This is a genomic window from Comamonas halotolerans, from assembly GCF_030162935.1.
Classification (GTDB): domain Bacteria; phylum Pseudomonadota; class Gammaproteobacteria; order Burkholderiales; family Burkholderiaceae_C; genus Comamonas; species Comamonas halotolerans.
The window spans coordinates 343100-366205 of record NZ_JASAUZ010000023.1; the positions used below are offsets into that span (position 1 = coordinate 343100).

Below are 23106 nucleotides of genomic sequence, written 5' to 3' on the forward strand. Positions count from 1 at the left end.
TTATATCCACACACCGTCTTCATCAAGCGACCTTTCTGCACCTTCTTCACACCACTTGTAATTGGTCCTTGTTGACAGTGAGCCATGTCAACGCCTCTCCCCCAAGCCCACAAAAACGCATGCTCTTGACTGACAACAGGCCATGTTGTGCCAGGCAGCTCTGGCGGAATGAGTACAAGTGATTCTGGATAGTAATCAACGCGCTGAGCGCCTGCGAAATGGCGTTTCTTTCAAATCTTGATGCCATCTTGATATGAAACGCCGCATTCCATACACCATTTTGACGCCTTCATTTCTACAGTTTCTCCAGTGCCAAGCCGCATCACTTTGTGGAGATGCGAAAAAGGTTTTGGCTATCAATGGAGGTATGAAATGTTGGTCAGCCACTGGATTCAAGCGCTGTCTGCAATTACAGCGCTAGGACTGTTTGCTTACTTGGGCTATGCGCTGCTGTTCCCTGAGAAATTTTGAGGAGAACGTCATGCATCAAGCCTTACAAGACCTCTTTTTTGTCAGCATCATCGTTGTCTGCTTTGTCGGACTTTTGGGCTTTGTGCGCGCTTTGGCGCGCATCTGAAAGGGCAACACCATGTGGTTACCCTGGCTCGAATTTTTCGTCGTTCTTGCGGTCGTCACAATACTGACCGTGCCCATGGGGCAGTGGCTGGCGCGCTGTTTTACGAGCCAGCATCACACCTGGCTGGAACGTCTGACATATGGCGCTTTGGCAGTCAACCCGGATGAGCGCATGGGCTGGCAGCGCTACGCAGCTGCACTGGTTCTGTCTAACGCTGTGATGATGCTGCTGGGTTATCTGATCTTGCGCCTGCAAGGCTGGCTACCACTCAACCCGCTTAAGCTGCAAGCGCAAGTACCGCACTTGGCGTTCAATACTGCTGCCTCCTTTATTACGAACACCAACTGGCAGTCTTACGCGGGTGAATCCAGCTTAAGCAATGCCTCGCAAATGGCTGCCATCACATTCCTGATGTTTGCTGGCGCTACAACCGGTATCGCTGTGGGCGCCGGTTTTGTACGTGGTTTGGCAAGATCGAGCAGCAGGGATCTAGGCAATTTCTGGGTGGACTTTGTGCGTGTCCTGTGGCGTGTACTGCTTCCGATGTCGCTAGTGATGGCTCTTGTTTACGTATGGCTGGGCATTCCGCAAACACTTGACACCGAGGCAGTGGCTACCACGCTGGAGGGCGCACGCCAGCAATTGATGGTGGGGCCCGTAGCCAGCCTGGAAAGCATCAAACACCTGGGAACCAATGGCGGCGGCTTTTTCAGCATGAATGCGGCGCACCCATTTGAAAATCCCACGCCACTAACCAATGTGCTGCACATCCTGTCCATGCTGTTGATCCCAGCAGCCATGACCTATGCGTTTGGCTCCATGCTGCTGCGGCGTAGTCAAGGCTGGGTACTGTTTGGTGCTTGCATGGTGCTATTTCTTGGTTTTTTGAGCCTTGTTTTCGTGGCAGAGCAAGGTGGGAGTGCTTTGCTAGAGCGTGCTGGCGCCGATCAGCAGTGGAGCAGCAGCCAGCCAGGCGGGAATATGGAAGGCAAAGAGATGCGCTTTGGCATCGCTGACACCGCCTTGTTTGTGACCACCACAACAGCTGCCACGACGGGCTCAGTCAACGCAATGCACGATTCACTCACTCCGCTGGGTGGCATCACACCATTGGCGCTGATGATGCTCAATTGCGTGTTCGGTGGTGATGGCGTAGGGCTCATTAATCTGATTCAGTACGCCATCCTTACGGTGTTTTTAGCCGGAATGATGATTGGCCGCACACCCGAGTTTCTGGGCAAAAAGATTGAAGTGCGAGAGATGAAGCTTGTCATGCTGTCGGTGCTCGCTCATCCAGCAACGATTCTGGGCTTCACCGCAATCGCTGCCCTATGGCCCGATACATCATCAAGCCTCAACAACCATGGTCCGCATGGTTTCTCTGAGATTTTGTACGCCTACGCATCGGCCACAGCCAATAACGGTTCGGCGTTTGCAGGACTCAACGCCAACACACTATTCTTTAACACCACCTTGGGACTGGCCATGCTAGCCGGACGCTTCTTGACGCTGCTGCCTTTGCTGGCACTGGCCGCAAGCTTGGCAGCCAAGGCAACCGTGGCAGCAGGTCCAGGCACATTTCCAACCGCAACGCCGTTGTTTATGGGCCTACTGGTCTTCGTAGTGCTGGTGGTAGGTGGACTGACGTTTCTACCAGCCTTGGCACTGGGCCCGGTCATTGAGCATTTACAGATGTTGATGACTCAGCTGTACGCATAAATTTATCCCAAAGAACCGGGGCCCTGGTGTCACGCATCACGGAGCAGGCTATGAAACCCTCTTCTTCTCTCTCCTTATCAGCGCCTATTGCAGCGGTTGCAGATGGCGAGTCTCTACCCAGCTCCTGGCCCCATCTGCTGGCCAGCAGTGTCCGCGCGGCAGTCGTGGTGATGACGCTCACCGGAATTGCCTATCCGTTGATCACCACAGGCATCGCGCAAGCCATATTTCCGCACACGGCCAATGGAAGTCTTGTCGAGCGCAATGGCCGCATTGTTGGCTCGCAACTGATTGGCCAGCAATTTGAAGGCATGACTTATTTTCATGGCCGCCCAAGCGCCACCGTTGGCCCTGCGCCCGATAAATCAGGCACCAGCATTGCTCTGCCCTACAACGCAGGCGCCTCAGGCGCGAGCAACCAGGGTGCTACACACAATGGCTTGGCGGACACGGTGGCTCAGCGTGTGACCCAATACCGCACAACCAATGGGTTGCAGGAGCATGTGAGAGTGCCAGTCGATGCAGTGACTGCATCAGCATCAGGCCTGGATCCACATATCTCTGTGGCTAATGCTGCGTTGCAGCTTCCTCGCGTTTCCATCCAGAGAAAACTACCGCCAGAGCAAGTTCAAGCGCTTGTGAATCAAGCCACCGAACAGCGCACCATGTTTTTGCTGGGAGAGCCCCGGGTCAATGTGCTGCAGCTGAATATGGCTCTGGATGCAATCAGCGCGTCTGCCTCTGCCAAGGAGTAAGCCATGGGCCAACAAAAAACGCCAACCGTCAGAAGCTCATGGAACATGCCGCTGATTCGCAGCGCACTTTGGAGTGCTGTGGGCAAGCTATCACCGCGCACGCAGTGGGCTAACCCGGTGATGTTCGTGGTCTACCTTGGCGCTGTATTGACGACATTGCTATGGCTGCAGGAACTCTCAGCGCCAGCAGCCAGCCATCAAGGCTTCACGCTGGCTTTGGCCTTGTGGTTATGGTTCACCGTGTTGTTTGCCAACTTTGCCGAGGCTCTGGCCGAAGGACGTAGCCGCGCCCAAGCAGCGACTCTGCGCAGTATGAAGCGGGACACAACGGCCAAAGTGCTTGAGCAACCGCATCACGCAAGTACCTGGCAGCCAGCGCGCGCCAGCCAGTTGTGCAAAGGCATGACGCTGCTTGTGGAGGCCGGGGATGTGATTGCGCTGGATGGAACAGTGATAGAGGGCGTAGCCTCCGTAGATGAAAGTGCCATCACCGGTGAATCAGCTCCGGTGATTCGCGAGGCTGGAGGGGATTTTTCCTCCGTCACCGGAGGTACACGAGTGCTTTCCGACTGGTTGGTCATACAGGTTACCGTCAACCCCGGCGAATCGTTTCTGGATCGAATGATCACCATGGTCGAATCGGCCAAACGACAAAAAACCCCCAATGAGCTTGCGCTGACCATTTTGCTGGTCGGCTTGACCCTGGTTTTTTTACTGGTCATCGTGACCCTTTGGCCATTCTCGAAATTTGCCGTAGAGCAAGCAGGCTCTGGCAGCGTGGTCAGCATTGCGGTACTAATTGCGCTGCTGGTGTGCTTGATACCCACCACGATCGGGGGTCTGCTGTCGGCGATTGGCGTTGCAGGCATGAGTCGCATGATGCAAGCCAATGTGATTGCTACCTCAGGGCGAGCAGTGGAGGCTGCGGGTGATGTGGATGTACTCCTGCTGGACAAAACTGGCACCATCACCTGGGGCAATCGTCAGGCCAGCGAGTTTTTTCCTGCACCCGGTATTTCGGTACAACAATTGGCTGAAGCAGCTCAGCTGTCATCCATTGCAGATGAAACACCCGAGGGCCGCAGCGTGGTCACTCTGGCCAGAGAGCGATATGGAGTTGCGCAGAGCTTGCCCTCAGAGCTGCAAGCAGAAATGGTGCCTTTTACTGCGCAAACTCGCATGAGCGGGGTGGACCTGTGCACACCTCAGGGATCACGCCGTTTGCGCAAGGGTGCGGCAGATGCCGTGCGCCGCCATGTAGAAGCGCTCGGAGGTAGTTTTCCTCCCACAGTATTGCAGACAGTGGACAACGTAGCCCGTAAAGGAAGCACACCACTGGTTGTGGCAGATGGTGCGACGGTGTTAGGCACGATTGAGCTCAAAGACATTGTCAAACCCGGCATGCGTGAGCGCTTTGCAGAGCTGCGACGCATGGGCCTCAAAACCATAATGGTTACCGGTGACAACCCGCTAACAGCCGCTGCCATCGCTGCTGAAGCGGGTGTGGATGACTATCTGGCCGAGGCCAAGCCTGAAGACAAGCTGCAATTGATACGCAGCCACCAAACAGCAGGCCGCCTGGTTGCCATGACTGGAGATGGCACCAACGATGCCCCAGCGCTTGCACAAGCTGATGTGGCTGTGGCCATGAACAGTGGCACACAGGCGGCAAAAGAAGCTGGAAACATGGTGGACTTGGACAGTGATCCAACCAAGCTTATAGAGGTGGTGGAAACAGGCAAACAAATGCTGATGACACGGGGTGCGCTCACCACCTTTAGCATCGCAAATGATGTAGCCAAATACTTCGCCATCATTCCAGCAGCATTTGTGGGTACCTACCCTCAGCTGGCATCGCTCAATGTGATGCAACTGCATAGTGCTGACTCTGCCATCCTGAGCGCCGTAATCTTTAACGCGCTAATCATCATCGCGCTGGTACCTCTGGCTCTGAGAGGCGTTCCCTACCGGGCTGCAGGCGCAGCAACGCTGCTGCGCAGGAATCTGCTCATATATGGTTTAGGTGGCCTGATTGTTCCATTTGCAGGCATCAAGCTCATCGACCTGCTGCTGACAGCACTGAATCTTGTATGAAATTGAAAACATCGACAATGACTGGAAGATGGCAGCCACCACCAGCCCCTCTCTAAATCCTGCAGAGCGCCCGGATCCCGACGCTCTGGTTGCGCAGCTACAAGCCGAACATGTTCAGGCTTCGCGCGGGAAGCTGCGCATCTACTTCGGCTCCAATGCGGGCGTAGGAAAAACTTATGCCATGCTGGCAGCAGCACAGCGTGAGCGCCAGTCGGGACGCAGTATTTTGATCGGCCTGGTAGAAACACATGGCCGCGCCGAAACAGAGCTTCAGTTATATGGGCTAGAGCTGCTGCCACGCTGCCGCCTTGCCTACCAGGGCAAGACGTTGATGGAGTTCGACCTCGATGGCGCACTGACACGCCACCCGGATGTACTGCTACTGGACGAACTCGCGCACAGCAATGCGGTTGGTGCACGCCATCCCAAGCGCTGGCAGGATGTTCAAGAGTTGCTGGAGGCAGGCATTGACGTCTGGACAACGCTGAATGTGCAGCACCTTGAAAGCCTCAACGATGTGGTCAGTGGCATTGTGGGCATTCAGGTACATGAAACGGTACCCGATCACATCTTTGACGACGCTGATGAGGTCATCGTCGTGGACTTACCGCCCGAAGAGCTTATTAAGCGACTCAAGGCAGGCAAGATTTATCCACTTGAGCAGGCTGAACGAGCCTCTCGCAACTTTTTCCGCTTAGGCAATCTTCTGGCTCTGCGTGAGCTTGCCTTGCGCCGTACTGCTGATCGTGTTGACGAGGATATGCGCGACTACCGCCGAGAGCGCGCAATTGAGGACATATGGCCGGCACGCGAGCGCTTATTGGTCGGCGTCAACGGAAGGACCGGTGATGATGCATTGGTTCGCCAGGTCGCACGGCTGGCACGGCGCCTAGAGGCAGTCTGGACGGTTGTCTATGTAGATGCGCCAGACCGCCAGCACCGTCAACGCCCGGCAAGAGAAACGGTTCTCAAAACACTCACATTGGCTGAGCGTCTAGGAGCAGACACAGCAACCATTCCTGGCTCCAATGTGGCACAAGCATTGGTTGACTTCGCCCAAGAGCGCAATGCAAGCCATCTGGTCCTGGCCCGCGTTCAGCAGCGCTGGAACCGTTGGCTGCCGTGGCGCCGAGCCAGCTTGCCTGAACAAATTGCTTTGCTTAACCCAGGTCTGGACGTTCTGGTGCTTTCCGTCAACAGTGCTCGAAAAGAGCATCTGACGCCAATGCAGGTCAACGCAGACAATGGTTGGAACTGGAAAGGATACTCAGGAGTCACGCTGGCTTGCTTTGCAGCTGCGACACTTGCGGAATTGCTGCTGGAGGTCTTTGAGCCTGCAAATGTCGTGATGCTGTTCTTGCTGCTGGTCGTGCTTTCCTCGTTACGCTGGGGCCGAGGTCCAGGCGCGTGGGCAGCGCTGCTATCGGTGCTGCTATTTGATTTTTACTTTGTGCCTCCACGCAACTCTTTCAGCATCAACGACACCCAATATATCTTTACTTTCTGCTTGATGCTTGGTGTAGCGCTGATCTGTGGTCAGCTTATGGCCAGGCTACGCCATGAGGCCCGAGTCGCTGCGGAGCGTGAACGCCGTTCAGGTGCCTTGGCAAGACTTGCGAGAGATTTGTCCGCAGCGTTGACACAAGAACAAATCACAGAGATTGCCTTATCAACAATGTCCGGCGTATTTGATGCGCAAGCCGGATTATTGCTACCCGACAGTAAAGAACAACTGAACATCGCGCGTGGTAGTGAAGGGCCGATCGACATCAGCGTGGCCCGGTGGTGCATGGAACATGGGCAGATTGCGGGAAGCGGCACCGATACCTTGGCTGCAGCTCCTGCCATGTATATGCCTCTGATTGCACCTGTACGTGTGCGCGGCGTTCTGGCTCTTCAGCTTCACTCGCCCAAGCGGCTTCATATCCCCGAAGAAAGAAGTCTGCTTGATGCATGTGCAAGCCAAATTGCGCTGGCTCTGGAACGCGTGCATTTCGTCGATGTCGCACAGCAGACCAAGCTTGCCATGGAGGGGGAGCGCATGCGCAACACCTTGCTCTCCGCCATTTCGCACGATTTGCGCACACCGCTCACCAGTATTTTGGGAGCCGCGCAGGCAGCACTTCCTCATGCGCAGTCTCGTGACACGTACGACATGCTGATACAGATCCGAAAGCAGGCCCTGGCTATGCAGCAGCTTGTCGAAAATCTGCTTGCAATGGCACGCCTGCAGCAAGGTGGGGTGCATCTGAGGCGCGAATGGATACCCCTGGATGAAGTGATTGGCAGCGCCCTGCGGCAAATGCAGGATCGCCTGTCAGCGCACATAGTCACAACGAATCTCCCGCCAGATTTGCCGCTGCTGTACATTGACCCCACTCTGATGGAGCGTGTGCTGGTCAATTTGCTGGACAATGCCGCCAAATACACACCACCCCAAACGGTCATTCATATAGCGGCAAGAATTGAAGGTGCTGAGTGTGTGCTGAGTGTGCAGGATTCGGGGCTGGGCCTTCCCAAGCATATATCGCCCGAGCAGCTTTTTGAGCCTTTTACTCGGGGAGAAACAGAGTCCACTGTGACCGGTATCGGCCTGGGACTGACTCTGGCACAACGTATCGTACAGGCCCACGGCGGTCAACTGGGGTGTGAGGCAGCGCCACTTGAGACAGGATCTGTTTTTTCCATTCGCTTGCCCGTGGCAACCCAGCCCACCATATCTGACTGAAGCTCACAATGCTTTGTCCATCGAGTCTTGAGAAATGACTGCAACCCCACGTGTTTTACTGATTGAAGACGATGCCAGCATCCGCCGATTTTTGCGTCTGGCGCTGGAAGATGAGGGTTGGCAGGTGTTTGAGGCAGATACGGCCAAGCGGGGACTGATTGAGGCAGCCAGCCGTCAGCCTGATGCGGTGGTTTTGGACTTGGGGCTGCCAGATGCCGATGGAAAAAATGTAATCACCGAGCTGCGTAGCTGGTGCCAACTGCCGATCTTGGTGCTGTCAGCCCGTGAACGTGAGGAAGAAAAGGTTGCCGCGCTTGATGCCGGCGCTGATGACTATCTGTGCAAACCCTTTGGCATACCGGAGCTGCTTGCGCGTCTGCGCGTCATGCTGAGGCGCAAGGTACAACTGTCAAACCAAGACAAGCCCTGCAGCACAGTACGGTTTGGGGATACCAGCGTGAACCTGGCCACCCACGAAGTGTGGCGTGGAGATGAAGCCGTTCACCTGACGCCCATTGAATTTCGCTTGCTGGCAGCGCTGATTGTGGGCCATGGACGGGTTTTGACTCACCGGCAATTACTGCTACAGGTATGGGGACCAGACTATCTGGATCGGCCTCATTATCTGCGGGTGCATATGGCCAACTTACGGCAGAAAATTGAAGTGAATCCCTCTCAGCCAACATATTTGGTGACAGAGTTGCAAGTTGGCTACCGCCTGATCATTAATTAGGTTGGGAGCAGAATTTTTTGTACTTACCAGCCTCTGTCATGACGATAAACCGGCACTATTCCTACTCCATATAAGCCGTCTTTGGGAAAAGCCTCGCTCTGCTAAACCCAGTCTTTCAAAGACTGCGTCTTAATTTGTATTAACACCCGGGCCCCTCATGTTTTTTAAAATGTAATCATTCTGTTTCCGCACTCTTACGGCACGATTTCGCCATGCAATACCACGCACTTCTTCGTCCTTTGGCATGTGTCTGCGCACTTTGGCTGACCGCCTGCAGCAGCACAGCGCCTCGAGCACCTGCCGTCCAACCTGTGGCTGCAACAGTGTCAGCACAGCCGGTCCGCATTGGTCTGGCTTTAGGAGGTGGTGCTGCCAAAGGATTTGCACATATCGGCGTCATCAAAATGCTGGAAGCCAACGGTTTTGCGCCCGCGCTGGTAGCGGGCACCAGTGCCGGCAGCTTGGTGGGGGCTCTGTATGCCAGCGGGATGGATGCTTTCGAGCTGCAAGAGAAAGCCGTGGCCCTGGATGAGGCCAGTATTCGAGATCTGCAGTGGGCCAGCGGGGGGGTGGTGAAAGGCCAAAAGCTGCAAGACTATGTGAATGCACAAGTCCGCAACCAACCTCTGGAGAAGCTGGGCAAGCCCTTTGTTGCCGTCGCCACCCGTTTGGAAGACGGCAAACGCATCGTATTTGCACGCGGCAACACCGGACAAGCGGTTCGCGCATCCAGCAGCATTCCTGGCGTGTTCGAGCCGGTGCAAATAGGCAAGCAGCACTATGTAGATGGCGGCTTGGTCAGCCCAGTACCTGTGGACGCTGTGCGCGAATTGGGTGCCGACATCGTGATTGCAGTGGACATCTCCAACAAGCCCCGGGGTCAGGCTCCCGGCAACATGCTGGGCACCATGGGTCAGTCACTCGCCATCATGGGACACAAGTTGGGGCAGGCAGAGCTCACACGTGCCGACATCACCGTGCATCCCAAAGTGCTGGACATCGGTCCTGCAGACTTCAACCAGCGCGCGCAGGCCATTGTGGAAGGCGAAAAGGCAGCCATGGCTGTGATGCCACAAATCCGTGACAAGGTTGCCTTGTTACTCGCCGAGCGAGACAAAGCCGCACAGCAAGCCAACACACAGGCGCAGCAAGCACGTCTGCAGCATTGCCTGGACCAGCGTAGCAGCTGGCAAAAAGTTGCAGGAATGGCTGGCTTGGATAGCTCTTGCACCCTGCCCTAGACTCCACTGATCGGCACTTGCCCATATGCCTGTCTAGATTCAGCTGCGCCACTACAGCATTTGCCAACTCAACTTGTTCATTTCCGGTGCTGCCACGGCGTACGCCACACCACCCACGCCGTGCATAGTCCGTACAAGGCCATGGCAGTCGCCACGACAATAAACAGCGATTGCGCACTGCCGTTGCCATTCGGCATCAACCACATGCCGCCAGCGATGACCACCGCCAAGCGCATGCTGCCAGCCAAGACCGGTCCCAGCACATGACCTGCCCCAAGCGAGGCGAAATACAGCACCAGGCCCATGCCAAACAAACCAAAGGCCGGCCCAGCGGTACGTAAATACATATTGGCAAATGCCAGCACTTGCGCGTCTTGCGAAAAGATGCCCGACCATACGCCAGGCCACAGCACCACCACCAGCCCCAGCAGCGCCAAAATCACGGCTGCCAGCCAAGCTCCTGTCCACGCCACACTGCGTGCACGCTGCACCTGTCCGGCCCCCATCGCCATGCCGACCATCGGTACTGCGGCCACGCCCACACCAAAGGCGATGGGAATCAACAGAAACTCCAGACGCTGGCCAATGCCATAACCGGCCAAAGCGTGTGACCCCAGACGTGCCACCATGCCCGTAAAAATCAAGGCTGCCAATGCGGTCTGCAAGGGCGAAATACAGGCAAAGGCACCGACTCGCAAGATATCTTTGAACATAGGCCAAGACAGCTCCGTATTACGCCAGCCCAACTGCAGCTTGTCCTGAATACGCAGCACATACCATCCAAGCAATGCCACTGCCAAGGCCATGGCTGTGATGTTGCCCAGCGCCACACCTTCCATTCCCCAGCGGGGCAACGGCCCAATTCCCAGACCTAGACCACCACCCACCAGTATTTGCACCAAGGAACACCCAAAAATCACTGCCGATGGCCATTGCATATTTCCAGTACCTCGCACCACCGAGGCCAGCGTATTGCACAACCAAACCAGCATGGCGCCACTGAACAGCACAGAGCCAAAATTGCTTGCCTGGCGCAGCACCTCGCCTTGCCCGCCCAGCCAGTGGTAAAACACAGCGCCATACACCACAAACAGTATCGAATACAGCACGCCCACCACTGCGCCGATGACCATGGCATGCACCGCCAATGTGGAGGCTTTGCGCGTATCGCCCGCGCCCAGTGCACGGCTGATGGCCGAAGACACGCCGCTGCCCATGGCGCCGTTGCTCATCATCTGCGTCAGCATGGCAAGTGGAAACACCAGTGCCATGGCAGCCAAAGCCGTGGTTCCCAGGCGCCCCACGTAATAAGTTTCGGCCACCGCCACCAGCACAGCCATACCCATTGCCACCATATTGGGCACGGACAGACGCAACAGGGTCGGCAAGATGGCATCTCGCAGCAATGGGTGGCTTGCCGCATCAGGCGCAGCAACGTTGCTCATACCTGCTCCTTCGAATAGGGCATTTGGACAAGCATGCCGTCCACCAGCAACTCCCATGCAGCGATCTGCTGTGCACCACAGCGTTGACTTACCTGTGCTTGTGCCTGCCTCCACAAACCCAGGGCTTGGCGAAACCTCGCCTCCCCCTTCCCCTCCTGCTCCTGCTCCTGCTTGCGCAAATTACGCGTCATCATTGTGCGATCGGTGTTCAGCACATGAGCCAGGGCCGATATCGCCAACGGCGCTTGGCCACGCCGGGTACCTGTGTGTAGCAGCAGGCTGAATTGCGGGCCCTTCAATCCACAGGGGGCCAGACAATCGTCATACAGCGGGGAAATCTTGCGTGAAAGGCTGCGCACCATAAAACAGGGGCAACGCTCGTCAGCACCACGCGCAGGCGTGGCCTCTGCACCCTGATTGTTTTGCAGGGGATGGGTAATGGCTTTGCGCACCTTTGTCTCCTGTGCCCCTGTCTGTGGGCACTGGAATTAACTGTAGATGCACATATTTCAGAGAGCGTGTCATGCTTGCGACGCCTGCTGTGTGATGAACTACTTCAGCCCAGGCGCTCGCCATTGCATATCCATGCAATACCCTGCCAAGCAGGGAGCAATTTACGCGACCACAGCCTCCAGTGGCTGCAGTGCCAGAAGCTTGCTGCGCAAAGCCTGTGGTACAGGGCAAGGTCTTTTGGTTTCACGGTCCACACAGACAATGCCGATCTTGCCCAGAGTGATGATCTGACCCGTGTGCGCATCCACCAGACGATAGACCAAGTCAAAGCCTTTTGCCGCCATGTCCGAGACCGCCATCTGCACCTCCACCGCCTGATGGGGGAAAGCCTCCGCCTTGTATTGCACCGCCTGGTCAGCCACAAAGATTTGAGCGCCCTCGACATTGCCTTCACGGTAACCCAGCCACGCAAAAAACCGGGAACGTGCCAGCGATGCCAGTTGCAGCAGATCCACATTGTCAGTATGTGCACCAGGATGCAGCACAGGCGGGCACTCCAGTGAAGTCGCGAAAACAGTGTGGTGCAAATCTGAGAACTGAATACGGGCCATGCGCAAAGTCCAAGTCAACGCAGCGTAATTGCTGCGACGCAGCATTTTCACTGCCAGTCATTAGAAAAACTGTCACCTTGGTGCAAACCCTTGATTAGACGCACCAAGCCGATGCAGTCATCCGTGAAGCCCTTCGCAATGCCATACACAAACTGCATACAAAAAGCAGGCATTGTTTTTGCTCTCACCCTGTAGCAAAGCCTTGTTGCAGCCCAGCATCGGGCTGCGTCACGTTTCCCTCTACCCGCTATCAGGAGCACCCATGCAAAAACGCCACTTCCTGCAAACCACTGCCGCACTGGTTTTTGCCAGCAGCCTAGGTGTGGCACACGCCCAAAACACTCCTATCAAGTTCCAGCTTGACTGGCGCTTTGAGGGTCCTTCTGCGTTTTTCCTGCAGCCAGTGGCCAAGGGTTACTTCCAGCAAGCAGGCCTGGATGTGACTGTGGATGCAGGCAACGGGTCTGGCGGGGCAGTGCAACGCGTGGCCTCGGGGGCCTACGACATGGGTTTTGCGGACATGGCATCGTTGATGGAATTTCACGCCAACAACCCCGACGCACCCAATAAACCTGTGGGCGTGATGGTGGTCTACAACAACACTCCCGCCGCCGTGATGGCTCTCAAGAAAAGTGGCATCACCAAGGCTGCCGATCTCTCCGGTAAAAAAATGGGGGCTCCGGTGTTCGATGCTGGCCGCAAAGCTTTTCCTATCTTTGCCAAAGCCAACCAGGTGGACAGCGTGACCTGGGTTTCCATGGATCCGCCATTGCGCGAGACCATGCTGGTGCGCGGTGATGTGGATGCCATTACCGGCTTCACCTTCACCAGCCTGCTAAATCTGGAAGCGCGCGGTGCCAAAGCCAGCGATGTCGTGCTGATGCAATATGCAGACCATGGCGTCAAACACTACGGCAACGTGATCATTGCCAGCCCCAAACTGGTCAAAGAAAACCCTGAAGCCATCAAAAAGTTCCTGTCCGCCTTTGCCAAAGGTGCGAAAGACGTCATGGCCGACCCAGCCGCTGCCATCGCACACGTGAAGGCCCGTGATGGCATTGCCAATGCGGCTCTGGAAACAAGACGCCTGCAACTGGCCATTGACACCGTCGTAGCCAGCGCCGACGCACGCCGCGAAGGCTTTGGCAAGCTCGAATCCGGTCGCCTTTCGCTGATGGCATCTGAAATTTCGGATGCTTTTGGCACCAAAACTCGTATCAACCCAAGCACCGTCTGGAATGGCAGCTTCTTGCCAGCAGCGGCTGAGCTGGATGTTTTCCCGAAGAAGTAAGCCCTTGTGCAACCCCGCAGCCAGGCCCGCGCCTGGTTGCCCACCGATAGACCCGAATGCAAAGCGCTGCCGAACCCAATTTCGTAGATTTCCGTGATGTCTGGCTGGCCTACAACGACGAGCTGCTGGCACAGAATCACTTCGCCGTCGAAGCCATTGACCTGCAGGTCAAGCAAGGCGAATTCATCGCTATCGTCGGACCTTCGGGCTGCGGCAAGTCCACTTTCATGAAGCTGGCCACCGGCCTGCGCATGCCCTCGATGGGCAAGATCTTGATTGACGGCCACCCTGTCACCGGCCCGCTGAAAATTTCCGGCATGGCCTTCCAGTCTCCTTCGCTGCTGCCATGGCGCACCACGGTGGACAACGTGCTGCTGCCCCTGGAGATCGTGGAACCCCACCGCTCGCAATTCAAAGCCAAACGCAAAATCTATGAAGAGCGCGCTCGCAACCTGCTGAAGAAAGTAGGTCTGGGTGGCTACGAGGACAAGTTTCCCTGGCAGCTGTCAGGAGGGATGCAGCAACGTGCCAGTATCTGCCGCGCGCTGATTCACGAACCCAAGATGCTGCTGCTGGACGAGCCTTTTGGAGCTCTGGATGCCTTCACACGCGAAGAGTTGTGGTGCATTTTGCGTGACCTGCAAGCCGATCAGAAATTCAACGTGATCCTTGTCACGCACGACCTGCGTGAATCGGTATTCCTGGCAGACACCGTATATGTGATGAGCAAAAGCCCGGGGCGCTTTGTGGTGCGCCGCGAGATCGACTTCCCGCGCCCCCGCGATCTGGAGATGACATACACCAAGGAATTCACCGACATCGTGCACGAGCTGCGCGGCCACATCGGAGCCATGCGCAAGAGCGGCGCAGTCATCAACCAATAAGTCGCAGAAAGCAGGAATATGTACAAGCTCAACAACAAACAGCTGGAACGCTGGTCACCATGGGTATTGCTGCTGGCAGTGCTCATCCTGTGGCAGGTGCTGTGCGCGGCTTTTGAAGTCTCGCCATTTATCTTTCCCAGCCCGGCACTGATTCTCAAGGACTTCATCGAATACCACAGCGTAATTGCTGGCCATGCCTGGCGTACCTTCTGGGTCACCATGGCCGGTTTTGGTCTGGCGATCGTGGTTGGCGTGTTGCTCGGCTTTTTGATTGGAAGCTCGCGCCTGGCCTATGCAGCGGTGTACCCCTTGATGACCGCATTCAACGCTTTGCCCAAAGCCGCTTTCGTACCCATTCTGGTGGTCTGGTTTGGTATTGGTGTCGGGCCAGCCATATTGACGGCCTTCCTCATCAGTTTCTTCCCTATCACCGTCAACATTGCCACCGGCCTGGCGACACTGGAGCCAGAGCTGGAAGACGTGCTGCGCGTGCTCGGCGCCAAACGCTGGGACGTATTGATCAAAGTCGGGCTGCCCCGGTCGCTGCCTTACTTCTACGGATCGCTGAAAGTAGCGATCACACTGGCGTTTGTGGGCACCACGGTCTCTGAAATGACGGCTGCTAACGAAGGCATTGGCTACTTGCTGATTTCTGCGGGGTCCTCCATGCAGATGGGCCTGGCTTTTGCAGGGTTGCTGGTGGTCGGTGTCATGGCCATGGCCATGTACGAACTGTTTAGCTGGATTGAAAAGCGCACCACCGCCTGGGCTCATCGCGGCTCACAAAACCACTGAAAGCGTCACTCTTGATCTTTGGATGACGAACTCCTCACTCCTCGACTTTGGCCTGCCTTGCGCAGGCCTTTTTTTGTACCTTTCAACATGCACCACAGTGATGCCAATACCGCGCCAGCCACATGAGACATGAGCTTGTATGGCCTCCTATTGCACAGGTGCACAAGCCCCCATCCCTCTTCGCACCACCGGCTGCCGCTTGAAACATGCTCCATCTTCCAACACAACCAGCGGGTTTTCTACAGGCTGACACACGAACTCACAGGCGCTGACAGCACTCCATCCTCACGCCCTACCTCCGCAGCCTGTGCTTGGCACGGCATGTGCATTGTGCTTGGCGATACATATTCACATGGCGCTTGCCTACGGCCTTCCATGGGCCACCACTCAGTCACGGAAAGGCTTCCATGCGCGCACGCTTTTTACCAACATCGACTCATGCTGCCACCCTGCCACATGCCGATGAATACTTGCTCAACAACACGGACAACCACTGGCTGCGACAGGCATTCATCTGGGCAAACGCGGCACGCATACGAGGCAACCGCCCATTCGGAGCCATGGTGGTGTCCAGCGACGGTCGCATACTGGCAGAGGCTTTCAGCAACACACAAGAAACCGGGGACATCACCGGTCATGCGGAAATGAATGCCGTGCGCCAGCTCAGCACCGCACGCCTGACCCACCAACTGCTAGCAGGCGCCACCCTATATTGCAGTGCCGAGCCCTGCGCCATGTGCGCCAGTGCCATCTGTGCATCTGGTCTGCGTCGAGTGATCTATGGGCTGGACTGGCCACGCCTGCAAACCATCCGTCCCGATCTTCGTCCGGTGCATCTGAGCTGCCATGATGTGTTTGCCAATGCGCACGAGAGCATCGAATGCACCGGCCCATGCCTGGTTGACGAAGCATTGGCTGTCTATGAAGACCACTGGTTTTCTGCGCATGACAACACCGGCATTCCACCTCAGGCAGCGCCCTAACTTGGTGCAACAGGCGCGTTTCTTGCTTGCTCGTCGGACATGGCATGGCTTGCTCAACTTCACCTCGATTACTCCGTTTCATCCGCACGTACGCGGATGCATTTCCACCATGACGGCCCTTTGCGGGTCCTGCGCAGCCTCTATCCCGAAGGGGATGCAATCTGCCACAACGTGTTGATACACCCCCCTGGGGGACTGGTCAGCGGCGACACCCTGGACATCACTGCCAGTGTGCAAGCGGGGGCTCATGCACTGGTCACCACGCCTGGCGCCACGCGCTTTTACAGGTCCAGCGGCGCTGCGGCCATACAAACAACCCGACTTCAACTGGCAGAGAATTCACGCCTTGAGTGGCTGCCACTCGAAACCCTGGCCTATAACGCCTGTGATGCCCACAATCTGCTGGAGTTTGAACTCGCGCCTAGCGCTGAGCTGATGAGCTGGGATGTCACCGCATTCGGCCTGCCTCACACCCATGAGCCGTTTCAGCGCGGCAGCTTTACCCAGCAGATGCAATGGACTGGGCGCTGGTTGGAGCGTGGCACAGTGCGCGCAGATGACCTGCTCTTGATGGATGGGCCTGTAGGGCTGGCCGGCCAACGTTGCATGGGCAGCATGGTACTGGCTTGCGGCACCGCACTCACACGAGGTCAACGTGAGCTGCTGCTCGACGCTACACGGGAAATTCTGGACCAGCATCCTCAAGGTAGTTGGTGTGGCGTGACAGCACCGAACGATCATATGCTGGTGCTACGGGGTCTTGCCCCGGTGGTAGAGCCGTTGATGCAGCTGTGGCAACAGGTGCGCATTTGCTGGCGTGACAAACATTGGGGACTTCCGGGAACAACTCCTCGCATCTGGCATATGTAAGCCAGTGAACAGCTTCCGATGATCACTTTGCCCGCAGATTTGCTGTCTGCTACACCGATGCCGCTTTCAAGGCAGAAGAGACGCTCGGCACCACACGGCAAGCCATAGCGCATACGTCTTGCCACATCTGCTCGCCAAGCACACAGGGGCATCACGTATCGCCTTGTTCCCATGCATCTGCTAACTTGGCAATGTTGACTACCCAAGGAGCCACCATGCCTTCCCACAACGTACGTCCCCGTGTTCTTGCTTTTGATGTATTTGGCACTGTCGTGGACTGGCATGGCTCCATATTGCAATACATGGCCGAGCACTATCCTCATGTGGACGGTGACGCATTCGCCTGCGCATGGCGCAGTGCTTATCAACCGGCCATGGAGCGTGTACGCAATGGCAGCCAGACCTGGACTTCCCTGGACGTGCTGCACCGTCAGATTCTGGATGGATTGCTGCCCCAGTTTGCCCTGGAGCATCTCGACGAATCGCAACGCCAGTCCCTCAACAAGATATGGCACCAGTTGGATGCATGGCCTGAAAGCGCTGCAGCGCTGGGACGCCTGAAACCCCATTTCATCCTCACCTCTTTATCCAACGGCAATATGGCATTGCTGACCCTGCTGTCCAAACACAATCTCCTGCCCTGGGACTGCCTGCTGTCTGCCGAAGTGTTCCACGCCTACAAACCTGATCCTGCCGTCTATTCAGGTGCGGTGAGCATGTTCGGGCTCCAGCCGCAAGAAGTCATGCTGGTCGCTGCCCACCACGATGATCTGGCAGCCGCCAGAGCCTGCGGCTTGCAAACCGCCTATATCGAGCGCCCGCAGGAATGGGGAGCCCTGCACATCAAAGATGTGAGCCCGCGCACTGATAACGACATGCATTGCAGGAATTTGATGGATTTTGCACAGCAGATCATGACGCGACATGCCATCTAAATGGCTTATGCGTTTTCCGAGTAACGACATGCAAAAACATTCGTTCCCGTAATTCATGGCGGTTCATACATTGCTTGTGTTCGTTGCACCTTGCAGCGAACGGAATGCAAAGGAACCACACCATGTCTTACACACTCAGAGCCCGTCCTCCACGTCACTCCCTGCGCCAATGGATGGCTTGCGTGGCTCTGCTGTGCGCCTCGGGCATGCCTGTATCCGCGGCTGAAAATGCCGCCTGGAAACCCAGCAAAACGCCGGAATTCATCGTTCCCAGCGGTGCAGGTGCCGCGCTGGATGTCGCAGCACGCAAGCTCACAGAATTGCTGGTGCGCGATGGCTATGCCTCCAGCTTTATTGTCAGCAACAAATCCAGTGCCCATGGCATCGTCGCGCTGGAGAGCCTGCATCGCACAGCTGGTGACGGCCACACCCTGATGACATTGAGCACCAGCTACGGCAACAGCCTTGCACAAAACGCTGTGCCAGCACATTTGCAAAACGGCACGCCTCTGGTCACCCTGTTTCGTGAGTTCGTCACCGTCGTGGTACGTGCCGACTCCCCTCTACAAAATGCGCACGATCTGATTGCACACCTCAAGCAGGACCCGGGCAAGTTCTCCATCGGCATTGCACAAACACTGGGCAATCACATCCATCTCGGTGCCGCACAACCCTTGAAGCAAGCAGGTGTGGATATCCACGGACTGCGCATCATTCCCTACAAGTCTTCCGCCGAATCAATGAATGCTTTGGTGGGGGGACATCTGGATGTGGTGTCAGCCACCACCCCCAATTTGCTGCCTTATCTGCAATCAGGCCGCGTCCGCGTGTTGGCCATTGCGGCAGAGCAACGCCTGGGCGGTGCTTTTGCCAGTGCCCCAACGTGGAAAGAGCAAGGGGTGAACTATGTCAGCGACTCCTTCCAGGGAGTGATGGCCGGACCTGGGATTACGGCAGCACAACAGGCGTATTGGGTCTCCGCTTTGCAAAAAGTGACCGATAGCCAGGAGTGGAAAGACTTTGTCCGCTTGAACCAATGGGAGCCCTGGTTTCACGGCCCTAAGCAAACGGCAGGCCTGCTGAAACGCCAGGTCTCCTCCTCCCATGCCTTACTCGCGCAGCTTGGACTCTTGCCAGAACAAGCGGCACGTGTCGCACAAGCAAGCACCCGCAACACACGTTAAGCCTTTGAAGCACCACAGCCTTCAAACACCATTCAATGCACCGAAAGCCATTGCCATGAATGCACCTTTGACACTTTCTCCCCGTCAACTATTGCTGCAACGCCTGCAAGATGCGCAAGCAGCAACACCCCATATCAGCATTACTCCACAGTCTGCTCACATTGGTGCCTTGATTGCGGGTGTGGATTTGCGCCAAGCCTTGAGCGCACAAGAGGTACACACCATTCGTTCTGCCTTGCTGCAATGGAAAGTTGTGTTCTTTCGGGATCAGCATCTCAGCCATGAGCAACACGTGGCCTTTTCACGCCAGTTTGGCGAACTGACCATTGGGCACCCGGTATTTGGTCATGTGGATGGTTACCCACAGCTGTACTCGATTGCCAAACACCGCCGTGCCAACAGCCATGGCGGAGAGCCTGAGCGCCGCCCATGGACAGGCTGGCACACCGACGTGACTGCCGCAGTGAACCCGCCTGCAGGCTCGATCCTGCGTGGCGTGACGATTCCGCCTTATGGCGGTGATACCCAGTGGACCAATCTGGTCGCGGCATATGAAGCATTGTCCGAGCCGTTGAAGGCATTTTTGCAAACCCTGCGTGGTGAGCACCGCTTCAGTCCGCCTTCTGGAAGCGATGCCAGCGCTGAATATCTGGAATTGATCAAAAAGAACACTTTGGTCAGCGAACATCCTTTGATCACGCGGCACCCGGAGACTGGAGAGAAAGTGCTATTCATCAGCCCCGGTTTCCTGAAAACCATCTCTGGCCTGCGCACACGCGAGAGCCGGGTACTGCTTGAGTTGCTGTGGGAGCATGCGGTACGCAGCGATTTCACTGTGCGCTTCAAGTGGGAGCCAGGATCCATTGCTTTTTGGGACAACCGCGCTACTGCGCACGTGGCGCCTCAAGATATTTTTGCGCTGGAGTTTGATCGTCAGCTGTATCGCTCCACCCTGGTTGGCAGCATTCCTGTCGGCGCTGACGGCAGAGACTCGATTGCCCTGCAAGGGGATCCGGTCCTGGCCGCGCACAGCGCAGCGTTTTAGAGCGACTTATCCTGTTTGTCTCCTCGACGTGCCCCGGCTTCATCGCAGGTTCGGCGCTGTCCTTGCAGCGCCTTTTTTTATGCTGGCAAAAATGCCTCACACACCTCGCACGCGATAAAGGCAACACGTCATTTTTCAAGTGTAATGACGAAAATTTATTCTTCGAAAAAAAGGCTTGAAATCCGTTTCGGGGTACGCATTTAGGAAACATCCAGGCGCAGACGGCGCCACTCAACACAAGGAGTTATCGCATGTTTCTCGCTACCCCCATCCTTCGCCACGCCACACGCCCCGATGCAGCACTGCAGCGCTTCATGCAAGCAGCCACCAACGCAGCACAACAGTTGACACCTGATTATCAGGCCAGCCAGACAGAGGATGCCACGGTGCTTTCCATTGACGTTCCTGGCTTGACACGGGAACAGCTGCAACTGCGTATCGAGGCAAACATGGTGTACCTGCAGAGCGTGGAAGGTGCGCCACGCCAGGTTCGTCGTAGCTGGGAACTGCCGCATGAAATTGATGTCTCGACATCGAATGCCAAACTGGATCTGGGCGTATTGACCTTGACGCTGCAACGCATGAAGCCTGTGGACAAGAGCATCACACTGAATATCCAGTAATTACCGCTGAAGTCTCCATATCCCAGCCGTATTGCAGACCCTGCAATACGGCTTTTGCATGCCTGCGTGATATTCCATACATCAGCAGGCCAGCAACTTGTTGGTTTTCTGCCGCTATGCTTGAATCCGTACCTCACAGCGCTTGTTCAAACAAAGGTTAGAAAAATGGATATCGGGACCATACATCGCTGGCTGCTGCGTCTTGCCGGTGTTGCTCTCACCATCACCGTCTTGCAAGGATGCGCCAACACCACCAGTTCGGGAGCCATCGGTCTGCAACGCAGTCAGCTGCTGCTGGTTTCCAGCGACACCGTGAATGCGCAGGCGGCCAAAGGGTTTCAGCAACTGACTGCTGACGCGCAAAAAAAGCAAAAACTCAACACCGACCGCGCCATGACGCAGCGCGTGCGACGAATTGGCAACGACCTGATTGCCCAGGTTGGCGTTTTTCGCCCGGACGCACGCAACTGGGCGTGGGAAATCAATGTGTTTGAGTCCGACCAGATCAACGCTTTTTGCGCCCCTGGTGGAAAGATCGGTGTGTACACCGGCATCGTCAATCAGCTCAAACTCACTGATGATGAGATTGCTGCAGTCATGGGCCACGAAATCGCCCATGCGCTGCGAGAGCACTCTCGGGAGCAGCTGTCACAAAAAACCGTCTCCAGCCTGCTGACCAGTGTTGTCTCCGCCGCAGCCGGAGTCCCTGGAGAATTGATGGATGCAGGCTCACAAATGCTGGTGCATCTGCCCAATTCGCGCTCCATGGAACTGGAGTCCGACATCATTGGCCTGGAATTGATGGCCCGTGCAGGTTATGACCCACGCAACGCTTCCTCTATCTGGAAAAAAATGCAACAGCTCAGCAGCGGCAAAGGTGGCCCGGCTTTTTTAAGCACCCACCCTGCAGGTGCAGATCGCATCAAAGAACTCGAAGCTTATGTGCCAAAAGTGCTGCCCCTGTATGAGGCGGCGCTGGCGCAACGCAACACCCCGCGAAGCAGACCACGCTAAGCGCTTGGCTTACCACCACTTATCCGATGCCCGCCGACACCACATTGAGCGGGCATTTTTATATGCTGTCTACCCAAGTTCACCAAGGAAGACACCCATGAACAAGACCACCTCCCTGGCAGCCTCCGCACTCATGCTCAGCGCCTGCGCAGCACCACAAGCACCTGAACCGCCAGAGAAGACACCTCAAGTCGGTCTGGCCAACCAAGCTTCGGTGTATTGCATCCAACAGGGAGGCAAGCTGCGCATGGAGCAAACCGCGCAAGGCACACACGCCATGTGCATATTGCCCAACGGACAAGCAATTGAAGAGTGGGAATACTTTCGCAAAAACCACTCTTCCAAACAATGAGCCGCATCGGTGTCTTATGAGCCTTATGAGATTTGCTGACTGCCAATATCCGGCATCCTGCAAGGCCTAAATCGCCACCAGTTTCTGGATGCCCTTTGCCTGCATTTCCGCTCCCGGTCCTGCCGCAATGATCTCTCCACGCTCCATCACCAAATAGGCATCGGCCAGTTCTTGCGCAAAATCGTAGTACTGCTCGCACAACAGCACCGCCATATTGCGCTCCTGGGCCAGCATGCGGATCACGCGTCCAATATCTTTGATGATGCTGGGCTGAATGCCCTCCGTAGGCTCATCCAGGATCAGCAATCCCGGCGCAGGAGCCAAAGCCCGTGCAATGGCCAGTTGCTGTTGCTGACCACCGGATAGGTCGCCTCCTCTGCGTCGCAGCATCTGCTTGAGCACAGGAAACAAGGCATACAAGTCTTCCGGAATCGGTGTGCGAGCGCTTTGGTAGGCCAGCCCCATGTGCAGGTTTTCCTCCACGGTCAGCCGCCCGAAGATTTCACGCCCCTGCGGTACATAGCCGATGCCTGCCCGGGCGCGTTCATAGGATGTGAGTGGGTGCATGGGTTTGCCCATCCATTCGATGGAGCCGCTTCGGATCGGCACCAACCCCATCAAGCTCTTGAGCAGCGTCGTCTTGCCGACGCCATTGCGCCCCAGCAGCACGGTGACTTTTCCGGGCTCGGCCTGCACGCTCACATCGCGCAGGATGTGCGAGCCGCCGTAGTACTGGTGCAGGTTGTGAACTTTCAGCATTTCAGGTCTCCAGTG

The 23106-nt window shown here is 56.3% G+C and carries 22 protein-coding genes; 18 read left to right on the plus strand and 4 right to left on the minus strand.

What is annotated here, in order from left to right; translation table 11 throughout:
• The first annotated feature begins 372 nt into the window (after positions 1 to 372).
• The 7 genes from kdpF (at position 373) to QEP11_RS12235 (ending at position 9847) form a co-directional block, all read left to right on the plus strand.
• Positions 373 to 471 carry a K(+)-transporting ATPase subunit F gene (gene kdpF / locus QEP11_RS12205; RefSeq protein WP_284336914.1) on the plus strand — a complete coding sequence of 33 codons (99 nt, stop codon included), beginning with the start codon at positions 373 to 375 and terminating at the stop codon, positions 469 to 471.
• Positions 472 to 589: 118 nt separating this feature from the next.
• Entirely contained in the window at positions 590 to 2296 is a 1707-nt protein-coding gene (gene kdpA / locus QEP11_RS12210; protein WP_284336915.1) for a potassium-transporting ATPase subunit KdpA, read from the plus strand.
• 50 nt (positions 2297 to 2346) lie between these two features.
• Entirely contained in the window at positions 2347 to 3051 is a 705-nt protein-coding gene (gene kdpC, locus QEP11_RS12215) for a potassium-transporting ATPase subunit KdpC (protein WP_284336916.1), read from the plus strand.
• 45 nt (positions 3052 to 3096) lie between these two features.
• Entirely contained in the window at positions 3097 to 5145 is a 2049-nt protein-coding gene (kdpB, locus tag QEP11_RS12220) for a potassium-transporting ATPase subunit KdpB (protein WP_413788728.1), read from the plus strand.
• 28 nt (positions 5146 to 5173) lie between these two features.
• The gene (locus QEP11_RS12225; RefSeq protein WP_284337032.1) at positions 5174 to 7873 is read left to right on the plus strand and encodes a sensor histidine kinase; all 2700 of its coding nucleotides are present in this window, start codon (positions 5174 to 5176) and stop codon (positions 7871 to 7873) included.
• Positions 7874 to 7907: 34 nt separating this feature from the next.
• A complete protein-coding gene (locus tag QEP11_RS12230) occupies positions 7908 to 8606 on the plus strand; it encodes a response regulator (RefSeq protein WP_284336918.1) in 699 nt (232 codons plus the stop codon).
• Positions 8607 to 8818: 212 nt separating this feature from the next.
• A complete protein-coding gene (locus QEP11_RS12235) occupies positions 8819 to 9847 on the plus strand; it encodes a patatin-like phospholipase family protein (protein ID WP_284336919.1) in 1029 nt (342 codons plus the stop codon).
• Positions 9848 to 9924: 77 nt separating this feature from the next.
• Here QEP11_RS12235 and QEP11_RS12240 read toward each other — a convergent pair whose 3' ends face one another.
• From QEP11_RS12240 to QEP11_RS12250, 3 genes are all read right to left on the minus strand, one after another.
• A complete protein-coding gene (locus tag QEP11_RS12240; protein ID WP_284336920.1) occupies positions 9925 to 11292 on the minus strand; it encodes an MATE family efflux transporter in 1368 nt (455 codons plus the stop codon).
• Positions 11289 to 11744 carry a MarR family transcriptional regulator gene (locus QEP11_RS12245; RefSeq protein ID WP_284336921.1) on the minus strand — a complete coding sequence of 152 codons (456 nt, stop codon included), beginning with the start codon at positions 11742 to 11744 and terminating at the stop codon, positions 11289 to 11291. Before QEP11_RS12245 ends, QEP11_RS12240 begins: the two co-directional genes overlap by 4 nt.
• Before the next feature lie 162 nt (positions 11745 to 11906).
• Entirely contained in the window at positions 11907 to 12401 is a 495-nt protein-coding gene (locus tag QEP11_RS12250; protein ID WP_284337033.1) for an acyl-CoA thioesterase, read from the minus strand.
• 217 nt (positions 12402 to 12618) lie between these two features.
• Here QEP11_RS12250 and QEP11_RS12255 point away from each other — a divergent pair, with 217 nt between their 5' ends.
• The 11 genes from QEP11_RS12255 to QEP11_RS12305 all read left to right on the plus strand — a co-directional run bounded on the left by QEP11_RS12255 (position 12619) and on the right by QEP11_RS12305 (position 22332).
• Positions 12619 to 13647 carry an ABC transporter substrate-binding protein gene (locus QEP11_RS12255; RefSeq protein WP_284336922.1) on the plus strand — a complete coding sequence of 343 codons (1029 nt, stop codon included), beginning with the start codon at positions 12619 to 12621 and terminating at the stop codon, positions 13645 to 13647.
• A gap of 56 nt (positions 13648 to 13703) precedes the next feature.
• Positions 13704 to 14531, plus strand: a complete 828-nt coding sequence (locus tag QEP11_RS12260) for an ABC transporter ATP-binding protein (protein ID WP_284336923.1) — start codon at positions 13704 to 13706, stop codon at positions 14529 to 14531.
• 18 nt (positions 14532 to 14549) lie between these two features.
• Entirely contained in the window at positions 14550 to 15326 is a 777-nt protein-coding gene (locus QEP11_RS12265; RefSeq protein WP_284336924.1) for an ABC transporter permease, read from the plus strand.
• 407 nt (positions 15327 to 15733) lie between these two features.
• Positions 15734 to 16309, plus strand: coding sequence for a nucleoside deaminase (locus QEP11_RS12270; protein WP_284336925.1), 576 nt, complete (start codon positions 15734 to 15736; stop codon positions 16307 to 16309).
• Between the two features lie 39 nt (positions 16310 to 16348).
• Positions 16349 to 17179 (plus strand): urease accessory protein UreD, encoded by an 831-nt coding sequence (locus QEP11_RS12275; protein ID WP_284336926.1) that lies wholly within the window; start codon positions 16349 to 16351, stop codon positions 17177 to 17179.
• Between the two features lie 215 nt (positions 17180 to 17394).
• Entirely contained in the window at positions 17395 to 18114 is a 720-nt protein-coding gene (locus QEP11_RS12280) for a haloacid dehalogenase type II (protein ID WP_284336927.1), read from the plus strand.
• Positions 18115 to 18236: 122 nt separating this feature from the next.
• Complete coding sequence (locus QEP11_RS12285) at positions 18237 to 19298, plus strand: Bug family tripartite tricarboxylate transporter substrate binding protein (RefSeq protein ID WP_284336928.1); 1062 nt, start codon at positions 18237 to 18239, stop codon at positions 19296 to 19298.
• 55 nt (positions 19299 to 19353) lie between these two features.
• Complete coding sequence (locus QEP11_RS12290; RefSeq protein WP_284336929.1) at positions 19354 to 20343, plus strand: TauD/TfdA dioxygenase family protein; 990 nt, start codon at positions 19354 to 19356, stop codon at positions 20341 to 20343.
• Between the two features lie 251 nt (positions 20344 to 20594).
• On the plus strand, positions 20595 to 20966 hold the full coding sequence (locus QEP11_RS12295; RefSeq protein WP_284336930.1) for an Hsp20/alpha crystallin family protein: 372 nt from the start codon (positions 20595 to 20597) through the stop codon (positions 20964 to 20966).
• Positions 20967 to 21131: 165 nt separating this feature from the next.
• Entirely contained in the window at positions 21132 to 21980 is an 849-nt protein-coding gene (locus tag QEP11_RS12300; protein WP_284336931.1) for a M48 family metallopeptidase, read from the plus strand.
• Between the two features lie 97 nt (positions 21981 to 22077).
• Positions 22078 to 22332, plus strand: a complete 255-nt coding sequence (locus tag QEP11_RS12305) for a putative hemolysin (RefSeq protein WP_284336932.1) — start codon at positions 22078 to 22080, stop codon at positions 22330 to 22332.
• A 66-nt stretch (positions 22333 to 22398) separates the two neighbouring features.
• Here the strand turns inward: QEP11_RS12305 and urtE are convergent, their stop codons facing one another.
• The gene (urtE, locus tag QEP11_RS12310; protein ID WP_284336933.1) at positions 22399 to 23091 is read right to left on the minus strand and encodes an urea ABC transporter ATP-binding subunit UrtE; all 693 of its coding nucleotides are present in this window, start codon (positions 23089 to 23091) and stop codon (positions 22399 to 22401) included.
• Positions 23092 to 23106 lie beyond the last annotated feature (15 nt).